Source organism: Sphingobacterium sp. UME9 (genome assembly GCF_014170215.1).
Taxonomy (GTDB): Bacteria; Bacteroidota; Bacteroidia; order Sphingobacteriales; family Sphingobacteriaceae; genus Sphingobacterium; species Sphingobacterium paramultivorum.
Map to the genome: position 1 here is coordinate 817,227 of NZ_LZZP01000005.1, position 17,875 is coordinate 835,101.

18 protein-coding genes and 1 rRNA gene are annotated in these 17,875 nt (G+C 37.6%); 14 read left to right on the top strand and 5 right to left on the bottom strand.

All coding sequences use genetic code 11. The features are described 5' to 3' along the window. Positions 1 to 2 precede the first annotated feature (2 nt). The 10 genes from A9970_RS11950 to A9970_RS11995 all read left to right on the top strand — a co-directional run bounded on the left by A9970_RS11950 (position 3) and on the right by A9970_RS11995 (position 10,670). Positions 3 to 1,133 carry a toxin-antitoxin system YwqK family antitoxin gene (locus A9970_RS11950; RefSeq protein ID WP_182982406.1) on the top strand — a complete coding sequence of 377 codons (1,131 nt, stop codon included), beginning with the start codon at positions 3 to 5 and terminating at the stop codon, positions 1,131 to 1,133. Positions 1,134 to 1,157: 24 nt separating this feature from the next. After that, positions 1,158 to 1,811 carry a phosphatidylserine decarboxylase family protein gene (locus A9970_RS11955; protein ID WP_159727582.1) on the top strand — a complete coding sequence of 218 codons (654 nt, stop codon included), beginning with the start codon at positions 1,158 to 1,160 and terminating at the stop codon, positions 1,809 to 1,811. A 63-nt stretch (positions 1,812 to 1,874) separates the two neighbouring features. Further along, positions 1,875 to 2,912, top strand: a complete 1,038-nt coding sequence (locus A9970_RS11960; protein WP_153844528.1) for a cell wall metabolism sensor histidine kinase WalK — start codon at positions 1,875 to 1,877, stop codon at positions 2,910 to 2,912. 90 nt (positions 2,913 to 3,002) lie between these two features. Next, positions 3,003 to 3,650, top strand: coding sequence for a DUF47 domain-containing protein (locus A9970_RS11965; RefSeq protein ID WP_046671637.1), 648 nt, complete (start codon positions 3,003 to 3,005; stop codon positions 3,648 to 3,650). Between the two features lie 36 nt (positions 3,651 to 3,686). Further along, entirely contained in the window at positions 3,687 to 4,697 is a 1,011-nt protein-coding gene (locus tag A9970_RS11970) for an inorganic phosphate transporter (RefSeq protein WP_046671636.1), read from the top strand. Positions 4,698 to 4,937: 240 nt separating this feature from the next. Then, on the top strand, positions 4,938 to 6,311 hold the full coding sequence (locus A9970_RS11975) for an OmpA family protein (RefSeq protein WP_182982430.1): 1,374 nt from the start codon (positions 4,938 to 4,940) through the stop codon (positions 6,309 to 6,311). 180 nt (positions 6,312 to 6,491) lie between these two features. Next, positions 6,492 to 7,904: a tetratricopeptide repeat protein gene (locus A9970_RS11980; RefSeq protein ID WP_120335234.1), complete on the top strand. Its 1,413-nt coding sequence runs from the start codon at positions 6,492 to 6,494 to the stop codon at positions 7,902 to 7,904. A gap of 53 nt (positions 7,905 to 7,957) precedes the next feature. After that, on the top strand, positions 7,958 to 8,749 hold the full coding sequence (gene aroE / locus A9970_RS11985) for a shikimate dehydrogenase (RefSeq protein WP_310889285.1): 792 nt from the start codon (positions 7,958 to 7,960) through the stop codon (positions 8,747 to 8,749). 44 nt (positions 8,750 to 8,793) lie between these two features. After that, complete coding sequence (locus A9970_RS11990) at positions 8,794 to 9,435, top strand: MBL fold metallo-hydrolase (protein WP_182982407.1); 642 nt, start codon at positions 8,794 to 8,796, stop codon at positions 9,433 to 9,435. Positions 9,436 to 9,440: 5 nt separating this feature from the next. Next, positions 9,441 to 10,670 carry an FtsX-like permease family protein gene (locus A9970_RS11995; RefSeq protein ID WP_153844532.1) on the top strand — a complete coding sequence of 410 codons (1,230 nt, stop codon included), beginning with the start codon at positions 9,441 to 9,443 and terminating at the stop codon, positions 10,668 to 10,670. Here A9970_RS11995 and A9970_RS12000 read toward each other — a convergent pair. Together A9970_RS12000 and A9970_RS12005 are read right to left on the bottom strand one after the other, a co-directional pair. Continuing rightward, positions 10,667 to 11,314: a hypothetical protein gene (locus A9970_RS12000; RefSeq protein WP_182982408.1), complete on the bottom strand. Its 648-nt coding sequence runs from the start codon at positions 11,312 to 11,314 to the stop codon at positions 10,667 to 10,669. The two genes, A9970_RS11995 and A9970_RS12000, sit on opposite strands and share 4 nt — an antisense overlap. 57 nt (positions 11,315 to 11,371) lie before the next feature. Beyond that, positions 11,372 to 11,647 carry a NifU family protein gene (locus A9970_RS12005; protein WP_182982432.1) on the bottom strand — a complete coding sequence of 92 codons (276 nt, stop codon included), beginning with the start codon at positions 11,645 to 11,647 and terminating at the stop codon, positions 11,372 to 11,374. Between the two features lie 242 nt (positions 11,648 to 11,889). On the opposite strand from A9970_RS12005, the gene A9970_RS12010 reads away from it, so the two are divergent. The 3 genes from A9970_RS12010 to coaBC are packed head-to-tail and all read left to right on the top strand — an operon-like array spanning position 11,890 to position 14,339. After that, positions 11,890 to 12,819 (top strand): outer membrane protein assembly factor BamD, encoded by a 930-nt coding sequence (locus A9970_RS12010; protein ID WP_153844535.1) that lies wholly within the window; start codon positions 11,890 to 11,892, stop codon positions 12,817 to 12,819. After that, positions 12,803 to 13,132, top strand: coding sequence for a DNA-directed RNA polymerase subunit omega (locus tag A9970_RS12015; RefSeq protein ID WP_075990346.1), 330 nt, complete (start codon positions 12,803 to 12,805; stop codon positions 13,130 to 13,132). The genes A9970_RS12010 and A9970_RS12015 overlap by 17 nt, the downstream gene beginning before the upstream one ends. A 10-nt stretch (positions 13,133 to 13,142) precedes the next feature. Continuing rightward, on the top strand, positions 13,143 to 14,339 hold the full coding sequence (gene coaBC / locus A9970_RS12020) for a bifunctional phosphopantothenoylcysteine decarboxylase/phosphopantothenate--cysteine ligase CoaBC (protein ID WP_182982409.1): 1,197 nt from the start codon (positions 13,143 to 13,145) through the stop codon (positions 14,337 to 14,339). Positions 14,340 to 14,385: 46 nt separating this feature from the next. Here the strand turns inward: coaBC and A9970_RS12025 are convergent, their stop codons facing one another. Next, positions 14,386 to 15,753 (bottom strand): methyltransferase RsmF C-terminal domain-like protein, encoded by a 1,368-nt coding sequence (locus A9970_RS12025; protein WP_182982410.1) that lies wholly within the window; start codon positions 15,751 to 15,753, stop codon positions 14,386 to 14,388. 88 nt (positions 15,754 to 15,841) lie between these two features. On the opposite strand from A9970_RS12025, the gene A9970_RS12030 reads away from it, so the two are divergent. Continuing rightward, on the top strand, positions 15,842 to 16,228 hold the full coding sequence (locus tag A9970_RS12030) for an SRPBCC family protein (RefSeq protein ID WP_088163349.1): 387 nt from the start codon (positions 15,842 to 15,844) through the stop codon (positions 16,226 to 16,228). A 69-nt stretch (positions 16,229 to 16,297) separates the two neighbouring features. On the opposite strand, the gene A9970_RS12035 is transcribed toward A9970_RS12030, so the two are convergent. Next, complete coding sequence (locus A9970_RS12035) at positions 16,298 to 17,017, bottom strand: hypothetical protein (protein WP_182982411.1); 720 nt, start codon at positions 17,015 to 17,017, stop codon at positions 16,298 to 16,300. Between the two features lie 563 nt (positions 17,018 to 17,580). After that, positions 17,581 to 17,692 (bottom strand): 5S ribosomal RNA (rrf, locus tag A9970_RS12040). Between the last annotated feature and the right edge of the window lie 183 nt (positions 17,693 to 17,875).

Below are 17,875 nucleotides of genomic sequence, written 5' to 3' on the forward strand. Positions count from 1 at the left end.
TTATGATTAGAAAACTCATCCATATCTTATTATTATTGTGTGTTTGTAGCTTTACAAAGCTATATGCACAAGATGACAAACCTGTATTCTATGAAAAACTAGACCAGGGATTGATTCGCTTTTATTTTGACAAATATTATTATTTAGTTTCAAAAGAATGCGAGTTTAAAACGATCGAACGTGTGAGTAAATTTGATTTTACAAAGCAAGTTTTTGATGGTGAGTTTCGCGATTTTGCTCCCAATGGATCGAGAATACTCGTTGGTTCCTATAAAGATGGTAAAAAAGAAGGCTTATTTAAAGCCTTCCATCCGAATGGAGTGCTAAAATGGGAAGTAAATTTTCAAAACAACCATCCAACCGGTGACTGGAAATATTACTACCCGGATGGAAAACCCTTATTAACCATTACATATAATGAGCAAGGCTATTTTATCAAAGATTACTGGGACAACAGAGGCAAACAGGAGGTGATAGACGGCGAAGGCAACTATGAATTTTCTATTCCTTTTGAAGGCTTTACTGAATTTGGTTTTGATTTCTATTTACGCAAAGGAAAGGTGAAAAACGGTAGACCGCAGGGAAACTGGAATACATATTTCTACAATGTAGGTCAGCAACCTGTTTACGCCATGACACAACGCTTTGCCAATGGTATACTCACAACGACCTATGACGACAATGGAGACCTAAATAATGAGGATTTCATGTCGCTAAGTATCCTCCCTTATGACTATTTTATACGAGCGGAACTATTTAACGGTAAGTCGTGCAGCTTTGATGATTATTCCAATTTTTATGCATTCCTAACCAAACGTTTTAACGACAATCTCAATAAAACCGGGCTAGACATCACCAAACAGGTTAACTTTTCTTATTTAGTGGAAGTAAAGAAAACCGGAATGGCTAATCTAAAGAGCCTTAAGTTAATATCAGATTCCGGCGACGAGCCTTTCGATGGCATTTTGAGCCGTATTGCGAGAAGTATTGACTTCTATTTCCCTACATATAAAGACAATCAGCCTCAAGACGACCTTATCAGAGTATCTGGCGGAATCACACAGGGTAATGACGGAAAAATCTATACCCATTCAATTAAAATCGAAAGACAAATAGACAATTCGAGTAAATAATTATCTTTGCAGAAATAAATAGATATGAAATTTCATAAAGAAGGATATACCACATTAGCGATCGCTGTACTTTTTATCTTCATTATCAATGCCGTTGCGGATTATTATGACGCTCCGCAATATGCTAAATGGCTTATTTATGTGCTCTCAGCATTCCTATTCATTACAGTTGTTCAGTTTTTCAGAAGTCCCAAAAAAGTGGTTAACCCGCAGGATGGCGTGATTCTTTGTCCAGCGGATGGAAAAGTTGTTGTTATCGAAGAAACTGAGGAAAATGAGTATTTCCATGATAAGCGGATACAGGTGTCTATATTTATGTCTCCTGTCAATGTGCATGTCAACAGAAACCCAATCAGTGGTTTAGTCACGTTCTTTAAATACCATCCCGGCAAGTTTCTAGTGGCTTGGCACCCTAAATCATCTACAGATAACGAAAGAACAACAGTCGTTGTCAAAGATAAGGCTGGACGGGAGGTTCTTTTCCGTCAGATTGCAGGAGCATTAGCGCGCCGCATTGTATGGTATGTAAAAGAAAAAGACGAAGTCGTGCAAGGCAATGAGTTTGGTTTTATCAAATTCGGTTCCCGCGTAGATTTGTTTCTTCCTTTAGGAACTGAAATCAATGTTAACATTGGTGATAAGGTTACTGGAGCAAGGACAATTATCGGAAAATTTTAACAATTTATTAATATCATTATAAGTAACTTAGGCTCCAAATCAGGGGCCTTTTTTATTCTGCAAATGAATTTTAAACAATTACTATTCGCAAACTCCGCAGCTGTCGGCATTGCAATATCCACGATCAGCTTTTATTATAAACATGACCTGCAGACAGCGCTGATCATTTTCTTTGTTGCTGTGGTAACGAGTTTCCTCCTATTTAACTACCTATTTGAAAAATATATATATCGTAGACTCAATACGATGTATAAATTAATTCATAACCTTAAACTCGGCAAGGATCTTAAAGATGCTATCGGAGAACATGTCAGTGAGGATCCTATTACGGATGCTGAAAACGAAGTCAAAGCATGGGCAAAAGATAAAAAAAACGAGATAGAGCAGTTAAAATCACAAGAAAAATTCCGTAGAGAATTTTTATCCAACATTTCTCATGAATTCAAAACGCCTTTATTTGCTACCCAAGGTTACATTGAAACCCTGCAGGATGGCCTTATAGAAGAAGATATGGAAATGGCCAAGAACTTCTTAGATAAGGCTGCCCGGAATCTAGACAGACTAAATTACCTGATTCAGGATCTAGATGAGATATCCAAACTGGAATCTGGAAAAATGGTCCTGAATATAGAGAAATTCGATATCGTTGATCTTATTAAAGACACTACATACTCTCTTGAGGATAAAGCTAAACAGCACAATATCAAAATAGAATTCAAGCCAAAAGCGGGTACACCACATTGGGTTAAAGCAGACCGCAATAAAATCCATCAGGTATTATACAATCTGATTGACAATTCCCTGAAATATGGAAAAGAGGGTGGAACAACGAAAATTAAGATTTTTCCGCTGTTTGAACAGGTTCTTATCGAGATTACAGACGACGGTTATGGCATCGAAGAAAAAAATCTCAGCCGTGTATTCGAGCGCTTTTTCCGAACTGATAAGAGTCGATCACGCGATATCGGAGGGTCAGGACTAGGATTGGCTATCGTAAAGCATATTGTCGAAGCACATCAACAAAACGTCAATGTCCGTAGTACAGAAGGTATTGGGACAACATTTGGCTTCACTTTACAAAAAGTTCAGTCGGGAAATTAAACAATTGATGACACTTTTGTGTTTAAACAAAATCAATGTTAACATTAACTTAACATTAAGGTATTATTTTTGCAAAAATAAATTTAAGATATGTCTTTAAATAGCATTTTTCAATACTTCGTTCCAAAGGATAAAAAATTCTTCCCTTTGTTTGAACAAGCCGGCAACAACTTGATCGAGATGTCAAAGTTGTTAAAAGATATTGTTAACTCAAGCAACCCTGAAAAGAAAAAGGAATTAACACGCAAAGTGGAAGATTTGGAACATAGAGGCGACAACATTACGCATCAAATTCATTTGGAGCTGGGAAAGAACTTTATCACTCCTTTTGACCGCGAAGATATACACTCTTTGGCAAGCTCATTGGACGATGTCGCAGATTTTATACACGGTGCCGCCAATAGAATGGACCTTTACAAGGTTGAAAAGGCCACCGAGCCAATGATTGAAATTGCTGACTTACTGGTTGAAGCTACCGAACATGTATCAAAAGCTATTCATGAGCTTAGAGATTTGAAAAATATTCGGAATATTACGGATTCATGTGTTCGCATCAATAGCGTAGAAAACAAAGCAGATTATATCTTTGATAAAGCTGTAGCTGACCTTTTTGAATTTGAAAAAGATGCAATTTCATTAATTAAACACAAAGAAGTGTTATCTGCAATGGAAGATGCAACCGATAAATGTGAGGATGTTGCTAACGTATTAGAAAGCATCCTAGTTAAAAACGCATAATCATTCGATTTAAGTACACAAAAATTCTACGAGATTATGATGTCAACATTACTCGTTGTTGTGATTGTCCTTGCGATTGCTTTTGACTACATCAATGGATTCCATGATGCTGCCAATTCTATTGCGACAGTTGTATCAACAAAAGTTTTAACGCCAGCAATGGCCGTCTTATGGGCTGCGATATTCAACTTTGCAGCTTACTTCTACTTTACAGATCATAAAGTAGCCAATACCATTGCAAAAACAGTATTGGAAGAATATATTACCTTAGAAGTTATTTTTGCGGGGTTACTTGCAGCAATTGGTTGGAACTTATTTACATGGTACTATGGTGTACCATCAAGTTCATCCCATACACTTATTGGAGGTTTTGCAGGATCGGGTATGGCTTACGCTTTCATCCTTGGCGCAGATCCTATTCACGCTATCAATATTGATGCTACCTTAAAAATTATTGCATTTATCGTACTTGCGCCTATCATAGGTATGACGATATCTGTTATCATCACATTGATTGTAATCAATCTGGCGAAAAACTCCCGTCCAAGTGTTGCCGAAAAATGGTTCAAGATATTGCAACTTGTTTCTTCGGCCGCCTTGAGCTTTGCACATGGAGGTAATGATGCACAGAAAGTAATGGGAATTATCCTTGTCGCTATGGTAGCTGGTGGTTATGTCCCAACGACTGAACACATGCCAGAGTGGATTCCATTGACCTGTTATGCAGCAATCGCTGCCGGAACAATGAGCGGTGGATGGAAAATTGTCAAAACGATGGGAACCAAGATTACAAAAGTAACACCATTGGAAGGTGTTTGTGCTGAATCTGCAGGAGCTGTCACCTTGGGTATAACAGAACATTTTGGAATACCAGCCTCAACAACGCATACCATTACAGGTGCAATCATCGGTGTTGGTGTTGTCAAACGTGTCTCGGCAGTACGTTGGGGGGTAACAATCAGCTTGTTATGGGCTTGGATATTGACAATTCCAGTTTCAGCTTTGTTGGGCGCATTGTCGTTATTGGTCGTACATTATTTGCTTTAGAAAAAAAATACTTAATTTTTTTCTTAAACCTATTGAAACAAAACAAAAATTTGGTACTTTCGTACCGGATTTTTGTTTTGTTGTTTCACATTAAATACTTAATTTAGTACAAAATATAGCAAAAACAAAATTTTAACATAATTTTAAGACTTTGGCACGGCAATTGTACTGTTCCATGTGTTAATACAATAATTAAGTTTGAAAACAATTAAAATTAATAATAACCTTAAAAACAAGAGTATGAACTATTCTACAATTAAAAAAACAGCTGTTGCTGCTACATTAGTTGCCGCTTTAGGTTTCGCTGGTACAGCACAAGCTCAACAAGTATTCGGTGGTAGATCACAATACAGAACTTGGTCTATCGGAGTTCAAGGTGGTATCACTACACCGAACAACGTAATCGGTGGTGGTAACGCTTTTGGTCAAAAAGTAGGTTACTTCCAAAATAAAGTAGGTGAGTACTATGGTTTGACAGTACGTAAACAATTCTCTCACTTATTTGGTTTAGAAGTTGAAGCAAACCGTGGTAAGATCAAAACTTACAACCATGATCTTTCTGGTCCTGCTATCGAGAACAAATTAGGTGCTCGTTCAGTAGAAACTAGTGTAAACTGGGCTGCTAGCTTAAATGGTGTATTCCAATTGGGTACAATCGATTTCTTAAGAAGAGAGAACTCGGTTAACTTCTACGCTAAAGTAGGTTTGGGAGCAATGGCTTACAACCCTGTTCAATATGCAAACAATGATTTCTCAGGAACTGTTGTTTATGACAACAAAGGTAAATGGGGTGAAGGCATCATTGGTGACCGCGAAGACAAAAACGATCGCGACAACAAATTGACAGCTTTCGTTCCTGTAGGTGTTGGTGCTAAATTCAAATTATCTGAAGTTGTTGCGTTGAACTTAGGTTACACAATGAACTTTACGGATGATCAAATTTACGGTCCAGCTCGTCAAGGTTCTTACAAAGGTAAATTCTCTTCAGTTATGGCTGGTTTAGAATTCACTTTAGGTTCGAAAGACAAACAAAACTTGACTTTTGCTAACCCGGTTGCGACATTGTACGATGAGTTGAAAGATCCTTCATTGAGAAACGAAGTTGAAGCATTGAAACAACGTGTAAGCACTTTAGAAGGTACTGTTAACACATTAAGCGCTGATGCTGATGGTGACGGTGTATCTGATAAATTTGACAAATGTCCTGGTACTCCAGCTGGTACTCCAGTAGATGGTTCAGGATGTCCAATCAAATTCCCAGAGCCAGTTATTGAAACTGTAGCTTCTAACGGTTACTACGCTCCAATTCAATTCGAATTTGATAGCTCAGTATTGAAAACTTCATCTTACTCTACATTAGACAAATTGGCTAAAGAGTTACGTGATAACAATTCAGCTGTACAATTAGATGGTTATGCATCTGCAGAAGGTTCTGATGCTTATAACATGACTTTATCTAAAGACCGTGCTAACTCTGTAAAACAATATTTAGTAAATGCTGGTGTTTCTTCATCAAGCATCACAGCTAAAGGTTACGGAGAGAAAAATCCAGTTGCATCTAATGCTACTGAAGAAGGTCGCGTTCAAAACCGTCGTGTTGAGATCAAAAAATAATCGTATATAACTTATACATTATAATAAGAGCCGGCTTTAAAGCCGGCTTTTTTATTTTACCCGTATTTATCCTTAACTTTGTGGAGGATATCCGATTTGTGGAAAATTAGTTCGAACAAATTAGATAAGAAATTAGTATTTTGAATTAAGTAACAGAATACTGGTTTTAAACTTTTGAGAATGGAAGAGGATTTTGAATTTGAAAACCCCGAGGAAAGAAAAATCTCGGTGGACAGATATGAGGAAATGCTTCGAAACGAGGATCAGTATTTTTTTGACTCCAAAGCTTTTGAAGGAATTATTGATTACTATGCTGAAAAAAATGACCCTGTAAAGGCCTTACAGGTTACAGAATTTGCTATCAGCCAACACCCTTTTGATATTACCTTTTTATTGAAACAAGCACAACTGTTTTCAACGATTCAACAATATCAGAATGCGCTTGCAGCGTTGGATAAAGCGGAATTATTAGAGGCTTCAGAAGGGGATATTTTCTTGATCCGTGGTGGCATATTAGGCAGTATCGGCCAGTTTGATAATGCTTTGGAACAGCTCTTCAAAGCACTTCCGCTATTAGATAATAAAGATGAGGTCTATTTCCATATTGCGATGATCTTTCAAGCGCAAATGAATTATGACAAGGCAATAATTTATCTAAAGAAAGCACTTGAGCTCAACATGGATTACCAGGAAGCACTCTATGAATTGGCCTACTGTTATGATGTATTGGATAGACAAGAGGAAAGTATCTCCTTTTATAAAAAGTACATTGATTCAGACCCATACTCCTACTATGCTTGGTACAATTTAGGAAACTCTTACCATAAAATCAGCCGGTTTGAGGAAGCTTTAGACGCATACGACTATGCTATATTAATTAAGGAAGACTTCTCTTCAGCTTATTTCAATAAGGGTAACGCTCTTGTCAATCTAGACCGCTATCAAGAAGCATTGGATGTTTACAAACAAACATTTGAATATGAACAACCAAGTGCTGATACCTATTGTGCGATAGGCGAATGTTATGAAAAACTTGAGCAGATGGAAGAAGCCCGCAATTATTATAAAAAGGCAGTCAAATTAGATGCGGAGCTTGCTGATGCTTGGTTCGGTATTGGGGTTACCTTAGATTTCGAAGAACGCTATTTTGAATCACTTCATTTTTATAAAAAAGCATTGGAACTAGAGGACACAAACCCCGATTACTGGTTTGCGATTGCCGATGCCCGATATAAACTACAACAAATAGATCTTGCAGAAGAAGCCTATAAAAAGGTAGTAGCTTTGAACCCAACAGATATAGATGCGTGGCTCGATTATTCCTCAATTCTATTTGAACAAAGTAAAATTGAAGAAGCTATTAATGTAATATCCGATGCCATCACACAAAATCCAAATGCCGCAGAACTGTACTATCGTGTGGTTGCTTATCTATTTGCCAATGGACAATACAACGAAGCGCTTAACTTTTTGGAGCTTGGCTTAGCGACTGATCCCGATAAGCATCATATTCTTTTTGATTACCTCCCGCAGCTACAAGGGAATCAGATCATTACTGAAATTGTAAAAAAATATACAAAGCCGAAAGATTAACATACAATAGGCGCCACATCCGGTTGTTGCCACGCAATGACCGGATACTAAAAATGAAGATATATTCCTATCCCCACAATGTACTTTCCGCAATTCAAATGAAAAAATTAGGCTTAATAGGATACCCGTTAGGGCATTCTTTTTCAAAAAAATATTATTTAGAAAAATTTCATCAAGAACATATTACCGATGTGGATTACGATTTATATCCACTTGCTCAAATAGCCGATTTTACAACAATTGCTTCCAATAAAGATTTCTATGGTGTCAATGTGACCATTCCCTACAAGATAGAGGTTATGGATTACTTGGACGAGCTCTCGGAAGAAGCTCGTACAATACAAGCTGTAAACTGTATTCGAATCAGTCATACATCAGATGGCGCAACGCATCTAAAAGGCTACAATACTGACGCTTATGGTTTCGAGGAATCACTAAGGCCGCTACTAAATCCCCTGGCGGATAAGAAGGCTTTAATTTTAGGTAATGGAGGCGCTGCAAAGGCTGTCATTTATGCCCTGAATCAACTTGGAATAATGCATACTTTAGTAAGCAGAACCAAACAGGCAGACCAGCTAACTTATAATGAACTTAATGCTGCTATCCTAGCTGACCATACAGTGATTATCAACTGTTCACCGGTTGGTACATTTCCCAATACGGCAGAATATCCAAAAATCCCTTACGAATTCCTAACTGAGAACCACCTCTGTTATGATCTCATTTACAATCCAGAGGAAACAGCATTTCTTCGAAAAAGTAAAGAAAAAGGCGCCAGAATCAAAAACGGATATGAAATGCTGATTCTACAAGCAGAAAAAAACTGGGAAATCTGGAATAGTTGAGCTTTCAATAGTAAGAAATCAATAAAAACTGTAATTTTACCACTATGCTTACGATCAAAACATTCACTTTCAATCCATATCAGGAAAATACTTATCTACTCTATAACGAGTCAGGAAATGCCATTATCATTGATCCTGGGATGTATGGCGAGCAAGATCAGCAAGAACTATTAGCTTTCATCGCAAACAATAATCTCAAGCCGACACTCCTATTAAATACACATTGCCATATTGACCATGTTTTGGGGAACAGTTTTGTCCATGAGAAATTTGGCTTGCTCCCGCAGTTCCACGAAGGCGAAGTACCCATTTTAGTAGCGGTTCAGAATTACGCTCCTCAAATGGGCATCCGATATGACATCTCCCCAATCGGAGAAACATTTCTAAATGAGGATGATACCATTTATTTGGATAAGGATGAGCTAAAGGTCATTCTTGCACCTGGACATTCCCCTGCACATACCTGCTTTTATTCAGCTAATCAAAAATTCTTGATCGGGGGAGATGTCCTATTTCGCAATAGCATTGGCCGTACTGATCTTCCTGGGGGAAATCACCAGCAGCTTTTGGATAGCATAAAAACAAAACTTTATACCTTGCCCGACGACACGATCGTCTATCCTGGGCATGGGCCATCGACAACGATTGGCTTCGAAAAAAATTCTAATCCATTTATCCGAGGATAAAAGTCATGAATCTGCCATTTCTATTTGCAAAAAGATATCTGTTTTCTAAGAAATCAGTTAATGCCATTAATATCATCTCTTCTATTAGTGTAATTGGCGTAATGGTAAGTAGTGCCGCTTTAATCATTTTGTTGTCTTCATTCAATGGAATGGAGCAGCTGATACTATCTATGTACAGTAAGTTTGCTCCTGAACTGAAGATTGAACCCAAGAAAGGAAAACTTTTTGACAGTAAACAGGCTGTCTTCAGTGAATTACGGAAGGATTCCAATGTGATTCATTACACAGAGGTTCTACAAGAGAAAGTATTGCTGCAATATTCAAATAGACAATTTATTGCAAATATAAAAGGCGTCGAACCTCAATCGCTAAGTAAAAAGGCCGGAGACAGTATCCTCGTAGATGGTCAGTACAAACTTACCCATGATTCGACTAACCTTGCAATTATAGGGGCAAGCGTACAGGCAAATCTGGCAATTCCTATGCAGAACTCTGCTGAACAAATTCAAGTGTATTCTCCGAGAAAAGGAGTAAAGAATTCTTCCAATCCTGCCGAAGAATTCAACATACGATCCATAGCTCCCGGAGGAGTATTGCGCTATCAACAAGATTTTGACAATTTGATTATTACACCAATTTCATTTGCTAAAGAGGTTCTCGGAGAATATGAGCGCGTTTCATCGATCGAGTTCTATCTAAAAGATGGTGTAGATGTTAATTCATTTGGGCAAGCAGTACAAAAGAAAATAGGACCGGATTACATTGTAAAGAATAGGGAAAAACAAAACCCTACCTTATATAAAAATGTACGTGTTGAACGCTGGGTTGTCTTTTTTATACTGACCTTGATCAGTGTGATTGCAATCTTTAATATTGTAGGTTCCTTAACCATGCTTGTACTAGACAAACAAAAGGATATGACGATACTGAAAGGTCTCGGTGGAGCGAATGATCTAATTCAACGTATCTTCTTTTATGAAGGCCTTATGATCGGCATTATTGGGTGTGTATTGGGCCTATTGATAGGCGGCATATTCAACTATATCCAGTCAGCCTATGGAATCATTCGTGTAGAAGATGGAGCAAATACAATTATTGACAGCTACCCTATGGTAAGTAATTGGAGTGACTACATTTTGGTGTTCATGACAGTCACCAGTATCTCTGGTCTAGTTTCCTATTTCTCCGCTAAACTAAGTGTCAGAGAACTCAATAAACTGAAGGCGACTGATTAATAATTAGAGCTTTTTCGGCTCTGACTACCTTTTGTAATCTGCTGGATTAAGCTGCCCCATGCAAAAGGATTTAACAATGGATTAGCATAACGTTGGTTGATGACTTTATTATTCATCGTATTAAAGCTCTGCGCATTGTTAATGGAACGCATTTCATTTCCGTCACGTGGTATTACAGCTGCCATTGCCGACAAGGACTCATAAGACAAGGACCTTCTTACGCGTACGATGTTATCTTCAGAAACGTCTAGATTCATAAATGCAAGATTGAACTCTTCTATACTTGCCCAAGGATAGGGTGTTACCATCGGGAGTTCGGTAACTAAATTTTGCATAACGATGTTTGCGGTATATTTATCTCCAGGAACGTCAGGAATAACGACAACTAAAGGATCAAAACCGACAGAAGTAAAACGAATTGTATCGCCCACATGCGCTACAAAAGAGAAATAACCCTCGTTACTTGCAGCAAATGCTTCATTTCGGAAAGATAAATTAGTGACAGTCGCATAACCTACAGAAAGTCCAGACCCCACCGTTGTAACGACACCGGAGTACTGAATAATTTTCCTTTCCTGAGCCTGCAAAGAAGAGGAACAGAAAAGTACAAATACAGCAAATAATATAGAAACCAGCAACTTCATAGAACAAATTTAAACAAAAGTAGCCGAACTAGCCGTTAAATTGTGTTAATAGAACAACTAATTAACAGAGGGTAAAGTTGCGTCTGGGGAGTCGGGATCCGTTAAATTAATAGCCTCAACTGCAGTAATTTCAGGAACAGCCCGCTTAATTGCCTGCTCTAAGCCAGCTTTAAAGGTCATAATGCTCATTGAACATGAAGCACATGCTCCCAATAATTTTAAACGCACGACATTATCCGCTGTAATCTCTTCAACACTCACATTTCCGCCATCAGTTTCCAAATATGGTCTCAAGGTATCTAATGCTTGCTCAACTTTTTCTTTTAAAGTCATACTCTTAATGCTATTCAATGATTGTAATATGTAAAGATAATCAAATATTTTAAAATGTGTATTTTTGAGCCTCGCTACCAATGGAAAAACAACAAGTAAATGACAATATCCCCTCTTCATAGCACCTATCGAGTTAAAGAATGTTAATAAGAAATGTTGTTTTTGCGATCAAATAATTATTAAACTATATTGCACAGTAAAATTTAATTGATTAGTATAACAAATTCACTTATCTTTGTAAAATGTTTTTAAATAGGCGTATAGCGGCTATCTGTGCCGGCATGATGTTTCTATTGGTATTTACTGGTTGTAAAAGTAAATTTGAGAAATTGCGCGCAAGCAATAATATCGCTCAAAAGTACGAAGAGGCCGTAAAACTTTATGAGAAAAAGAAATATACAAAGGCGTTAGTTTTGTTTGATGACTTGCGGACCAAGTTCCGTGGACAAGCTGAAGCAGAAAATATTTACTATTATTTGGCATTTGCCAACTACCGTCTGAAAGATTATACATCTGCAGCATTTCACTTTAAAGATTTTGCGGATGTTTATCCAAACAGTGCACGAGCAGAGGAATGTCGGTTTATGCATGCCTATTGCTATTACTTGGATTCTCCGAGATCAACGTTAGATCAAGCAAATACAAGAAAAGCAATTGATGCATTACAGCTCTTTGTCAATCTCTATCCCGAATCGGAGCGGTCCAAAGAAGCTGCAGATCTTATTCAGAAATTAAGAGATAAGCTTGAGCTTAAAGCATTTGCTAATGCAAGACTGTACTATGACATGGGTCTTACGGATGATTATAGGGCAGCTGTCATCGCATTACAGAATGTATTAAAAGAATACCCTGATACAAAATATGCAGAAGAGATTGAGTTTTTATCCTTAAAAGCACAATACATCTATGCATCCAAAAGTTTCTTCCTGAAACAAGAAAGTAGATTTGATGATGCCTTAGACTATTACCGTAGCTTCGCAAGTAATTTTCCGAATAGCAAACATATGAAAGAGGCAGAATCTCTTCGTGAAAATTCTGAAAAAGGGATTAAAACCGCCCTCTCTCAAGTGAAGGATTATAATAAAGCCGTTGCAGAGCAGGAAGTATATATCAAAGAACAAAAGGCGAAAAAAGAAAAAGAAAATACCCAAAAAGATGAGTCAAAAAAATAACAATTCAATTCCAAACTCTACAGTTACACGTGACTTGAGACAATTGGACAAAGGCACTGACAATCTCTATGAATCTATTGTAGTTATTTCTAAACGCGCGAACCAAATTGCAGTAGACATTAAAGAAGAATTGAACGGAAAACTTGCCGAATTTGCAAGTAACAACGATAACTTGGAAGAGGTATTCGAAAACCGTGAACAAATTGAGATTTCAAAACATTACGAGCGCATGCCAAAGCCTACTTTGGTTGCTATTGATGAATTTTTACACGACAAAGTGTACTACAGAAATCCTTCAAAAGAGCAGGACTAATCCTTAAACGATGGCTTTAGCTGGGAAAAATATTGTAATTGCTGTATGCGGCAGTATTGCCGCATACAAGATTGCATTCCTCATCCGCCTTTTAGTAAAAGCAGATGCCCAAGTTAACGTAGTCATGTCAAAAGAAGCGACAGCCTTTATTACCCCGCTTACGCTTTCCACTCTTTCTAAAAATCCTGTTTTAATTGATTATTATCAACCGAATACGGGGGAATGGAATAATCATGTCGAAATTGCCTTAAATGCGGATTACATTTTAGTCGCTCCTGCAACGGCAAATACACTGGCCAAAATGGCCAATGGATTTTGTGACAACCTTCTAACAGCTGTGTATCTATCAGCGAAATGTCCGGTACTATTCGCTCCAGCAATGGATTTAGATATGTGGAAACACCCTTCCACACAATTCAATATCAATAAGCTTAATTCTTATGGCAATATCCTAATCCCTCCGGGAAAAGGGGAATTGGCTAGCGGTCTAGTGGGTGAGGGACGTTTGGCAGAACCAGAAGAAATAATGGATTTCTTAGTTAAATTTTCGGAGAGAGGACTGCCCTTAGCAGGAAAGAAAGCGTTAGTATCTGCAGGTCCTACTTATGAAGCTATAGACCCAGTCCGATTCATTGGCAATCATTCAAGTGGAAAAATGGGCTATGCTATCGCCACACAACTTGAAGAACTTGGCGCAGACGTCACGCTAGTATCAGGCCCCAGCGCCCTTAAACTACCCAAAGGCGTCGATACCATTTCAGTAACCTCGGCAGCTGAGATGTTACATGCCTGTGAAGAACATTTTGAAGCCGCAGATATTGTTGTGATGAGTGCTGCTGTGGCAGACTACACACCAGTTGAAGTCGCTAGCCAAAAAATAAAAAAGAAAGAAAACGAATTCTCCATTGAGCTGAAAAAAACGGTAGATATTCTGGCAACTTTAGGGGCTAAAAAGAAAGAAAACCAATTACTCGTTGGGTTTGCATTGGAAACCAATAATGAGCTCGAAAACGCGAAAGACAAATTGATTCGAAAAAACCTGGATTTTATCGTGCTCAATTCCATGCAGGATAAAGGGGCCGGCTTTGCGACAGATACCAATAAAGTCACTATAATCGATCGCGCTGGAAATACCCGTGAGTTTAGCCTAAAATCGAAAGAAGAAGTTGCTAAAGATATCTGTTCAATTATAGTGAGCCTTTCCTAAGCTCAGCTTTTATAAACATACTCTCCGCGTTCAATGCTTCTAAATTTTATAAATTTACAATCCTCAATTCCTTTGGATAATAGTTATTGATTCGGTTGGTCAATACCTTCATCCAGCCTAAAGGTTTACCTTCAAAACTTGCTATTGTCCATCCTTGAAGACTTTCGCCAATCGTATCCACAGCTATATTTTCCTTTCTAAGGTAATTACGTGCATCTTCAAGCGACAATTCTACCGATTGAAAGTCTCTGGTCAAATGATTACTCAAAGCCAGTGCATGGCTTGGTATTAGCTCCTTTCTGCTAAGCTTGCCGACATTCGTTCCCGCATTCTTAAGATAAAGTACATTTTGAAGATACTTTAGATCATGTTCGTACATTTTTGGGAAAACATATATATCCTCATGATGAAGAAAAGTATGAAAGCTAGTACTATCGGAAATCCAGTTATCTAAAATTCCCTTGGGTACATCTGATTTCTCTGGTTTAATTCGCTTTCTATTGAATGTTTCCTGTTCACCAACCTTCTTAAGGATAGCAATAAAAAAGCCCTCTCCACCTAATTTATGCGGGTAAAATCGATAACCGTGTGCACGATGCTTATTAGAATTTGTATGATCAATTCCCCAATGCTCTTCAATAGCTATTTCAACAGATTCAAAATCGCCGCTATCCAATAGCCAATCGACAATATCTTCATTTTCTTCCGGTGAATAAGAACAGGTTGAATAAAACAAATATCCGCCTCTATTTAAAGCGCTCAAGCTTTCAACCAAAATCCGTTGTTGTCTTTCGCTACAAAGCTTAACATTAGCTTCGGACCATTCATCGATGGCATCGGCATCCTTTCTAAACATTCCAGATCCAGAACATGGCGCATCAACAACCATCAAATCGAAGTATCCAGGAAGACGATTAAACGCTGCAGGATCATTATTTGTAGTTACTGTGTTCGCATTTCCCCATTTCATTAAGTTATCTTGCAGGATTGTAACCCTTGTTTTAATAATTTCATTTGTAACTAAGAGTGATTCCGGATGTAAGCTACTGTTTAATAAGGTAGACTTTCCTCCTGGTGCGGCGCATAAATCCAACGCCCGAATACTCCCCTCATGTAACTTCAAACTTCGAATGATATGATCGATGAACATGGAAGAAGCATCTTGTGGATAATATGCTCCAGCATGAAATAATGGATCCAACGTAAACACTGGACGATCCTGAAGATAGTAAGCCACATTACACCAGGGAACTTGCCCTGCATTAGGAAACGGACAATCGTCTAATTTATTAGGGTTTAGGCGTATTGCTGTCGCCCGAATACCTTCCTCATGTATCTTAATAAATGCATCAGTATCAAATAGCGGATTCACTCCTAACTTTTTCACTAAAGAATTTGGCAGAAAATTACTCATGTTGTCCCAATAGTTTGCGATAAAATTAAGATAAATAAAAATGAAGTCAAAATAAGTGGTAAATTACAAGAAAGAGTAACTTTGCACCATGAAAGAATTCAAGAAATATGCTATTATTCCTGCAACTCCAGAGGAGCTGTATCTTGCATTAACGACCGAAATTACCGCTCGTCTTTGGACAGGGGACCTTGTGTCAATAGACCCTACTGTCAATGGAGAATTCTCTTTGTGGGATGGTGCTATAACTGGCCGATTCTTGGAGCTAGAACCATCGACAAAAATTGTACAAGAATGGTATTTCGGTGAAACAGACAGCCCTTCTATTGTTACATTAAAGTTGCATGAGCATAAAAAAGGGACTTCCTTGGAAATTAGGCAAACGAATATACCTGATGAAGACTTTGAAAATATCTCGGATGGATGGGAAGATCCTTATATCTCCTCGTTGATCGACTTTTATACAGAAGAAGATTAAAGTCTATTATCTCAGAATTCCTTTTTGATGATATATTAGCTTAATGGCGTCATTTATGACGCCAATAAGCTAATATATTATACGTTCCGAAACGATGCTGGCCCCATTTTGTTTAGATAACCTAGCTTCATTATACTTTTTTATATAATTTAAAAACAACTCGTAACTATATTTTCGTTCAAGCTGAAATTGCTTTAATATGGTTGGTTCATCTTCTATTAACGCTGATAGCGCTTTAGCCCTTTGTTTTACATCATTCCCCAAAATATCTTTTACAACATCATTCAATTCAATTATCTCCCCAGAAGAACGCTTAAGAGCACACCAATATTTCGTTGTCGTGAAACCGAGAATAGGTCCAGAGGTTCCACCTCCCACCGCCAAGCCAGAGCTTTTAAAATAATAGACCATTATTTCACCGTCCTGAATTAATTCAGCAAATCTTAATTCCTCTGATTTTTCTTTATTAATCCGAAAAATCTGAAGTTTTGTATTTTTAACCTTTTCTAGCCCTGTTTCGATGTAAGAAGGTGCGAAAATTTTGCTTTTACTATTTTGATAAACACGAAAAACTTGGTCTGGAAAAAAATCCATCTGCGTATCTCCATCACGCCATGACAATTTACTATCCGTAACTGAAGAAATTTTCCCATATAAGCTATCTCCATTCATGAAAACAATATAATCTGTATTATTAGATTTCTTTTGAGCACAAAGTGTTTCGGAAAATATAAGTAGAGCAATAACTGCCATCATTTGGCCCAACATTAATAATTTAGCTTTTTTCATTATATAAGTCAATATCCACAAATATACAATTCATTCCAATAATTCACTTTACCACCTGCAAAACATTAAAAAACTAAACATTTAACTTAAATATCTATACGTAGCGTATTATAATTGTCTCATTGTTCATGTTTTGGACATCCGAGGCATAGGGAATATTAAGTAAAAAATTATAAATATTTAAGTTAAAATTACATATAAAATGTTCTAAACTTGGACTTCTCTATTACTAGTTTTATAACCTCATTCCTGCTCGGCAAAACGAACAGTATCGGTTTGCGAATTTGATAAACCCAATAATAGCCTCACTAAGAAGATCATACGTATGCATTTTGTTTATATAAAGCCATACCAGAATTCTACATCAAGTAAGCAGAATGAGTTACAATAGGCTTAATTCCCTTGTTCAAGTTTTAGCACTAGAAAATTATCATACAGTAAACTCAAGCTTAGTACTGCGATAACCGATATGCGGAGGATAGGCAATAGCCTGTACATGGAAATACGGAAGTATCTAAACGAAAGAAGCCCTTGACTGTTTCCAGCAAGGGCTTCCGTGTAAAAAAAGGCACCGACCTACTCTCCCACCTGTTACGGCAATACCATCGGCTCTGGCGGGCTTGACTGCTCTGTTCGGAATGGGAAGAGGTAGACACCGCCGATATAGGCACCTAAAAATCTTTATTGACATTATCATGATTGATATCATGTTATTCATGCCAAATGACATATCTATTGAAAGAGTTACGTTTCTTGTTTGTTTCAAAAATTAAAGAGGAAGACAACAGTGTCTGTCTGCTTGAGAAAGCTTCGGGCTATTAGTACCACTTGGCTTTGGTCTCTCAACCTTTACACCTA

What these genes read in the sequence shown, in the direction of transcription:
- A9970_RS11950 (WP_182982406.1), top strand. Translation starts at nt 3, where the DNA reads ATGATTAGAAAACTCATCCATATCTTATTATTATTGTGTGTTTGTAGC.
- A9970_RS11955 (WP_159727582.1), top strand. Translation starts at nt 1,158, where the DNA reads ATGAAATTTCATAAAGAAGGATATACCACATTAGCGATCGCTGTACTT.
- A9970_RS11960 (WP_153844528.1), top strand. Translation starts at nt 1,875, where the DNA reads ATGAATTTTAAACAATTACTATTCGCAAACTCCGCAGCTGTCGGCATT.
- A9970_RS11965 (WP_046671637.1), top strand. Translation starts at nt 3,003, where the DNA reads ATGTCTTTAAATAGCATTTTTCAATACTTCGTTCCAAAGGATAAAAAA.
- A9970_RS11970 (WP_046671636.1), top strand. Translation starts at nt 3,687, where the DNA reads ATGATGTCAACATTACTCGTTGTTGTGATTGTCCTTGCGATTGCTTTT.
- A9970_RS11975 (WP_182982430.1), top strand. Translation starts at nt 4,938, where the DNA reads ATGAACTATTCTACAATTAAAAAAACAGCTGTTGCTGCTACATTAGTT.
- A9970_RS11980 (WP_120335234.1), top strand. Translation starts at nt 6,492, where the DNA reads ATGGAAGAGGATTTTGAATTTGAAAACCCCGAGGAAAGAAAAATCTCG.
- aroE (WP_310889285.1), top strand. Translation starts at nt 7,958, where the DNA reads ATGAAGATATATTCCTATCCCCACAATGTACTTTCCGCAATTCAAATG.
- A9970_RS11990 (WP_182982407.1), top strand. Translation starts at nt 8,794, where the DNA reads ATGCTTACGATCAAAACATTCACTTTCAATCCATATCAGGAAAATACT.
- A9970_RS11995 (WP_153844532.1), top strand. Translation starts at nt 9,441, where the DNA reads ATGAATCTGCCATTTCTATTTGCAAAAAGATATCTGTTTTCTAAGAAA.
- A9970_RS12000 (WP_182982408.1), bottom strand. Translation starts at nt 11,314, where the DNA reads ATGAAGTTGCTGGTTTCTATATTATTTGCTGTATTTGTACTTTTCTGT.
- A9970_RS12005 (WP_182982432.1), bottom strand. Translation starts at nt 11,647, where the DNA reads ATGACTTTAAAAGAAAAAGTTGAGCAAGCATTAGATACCTTGAGACCA.
- A9970_RS12010 (WP_153844535.1), top strand. Translation starts at nt 11,890, where the DNA reads ATGTTTTTAAATAGGCGTATAGCGGCTATCTGTGCCGGCATGATGTTT.
- A9970_RS12015 (WP_075990346.1), top strand. Translation starts at nt 12,803, where the DNA reads ATGAGTCAAAAAAATAACAATTCAATTCCAAACTCTACAGTTACACGT.
- coaBC (WP_182982409.1), top strand. Translation starts at nt 13,143, where the DNA reads ATGGCTTTAGCTGGGAAAAATATTGTAATTGCTGTATGCGGCAGTATT.
- A9970_RS12025 (WP_182982410.1), bottom strand. Translation starts at nt 15,753, where the DNA reads ATGAGTAATTTTCTGCCAAATTCTTTAGTGAAAAAGTTAGGAGTGAAT.
- A9970_RS12030 (WP_088163349.1), top strand. Translation starts at nt 15,842, where the DNA reads ATGAAAGAATTCAAGAAATATGCTATTATTCCTGCAACTCCAGAGGAG.
- A9970_RS12035 (WP_182982411.1), bottom strand. Translation starts at nt 17,017, where the DNA reads ATGAAAAAAGCTAAATTATTAATGTTGGGCCAAATGATGGCAGTTATT.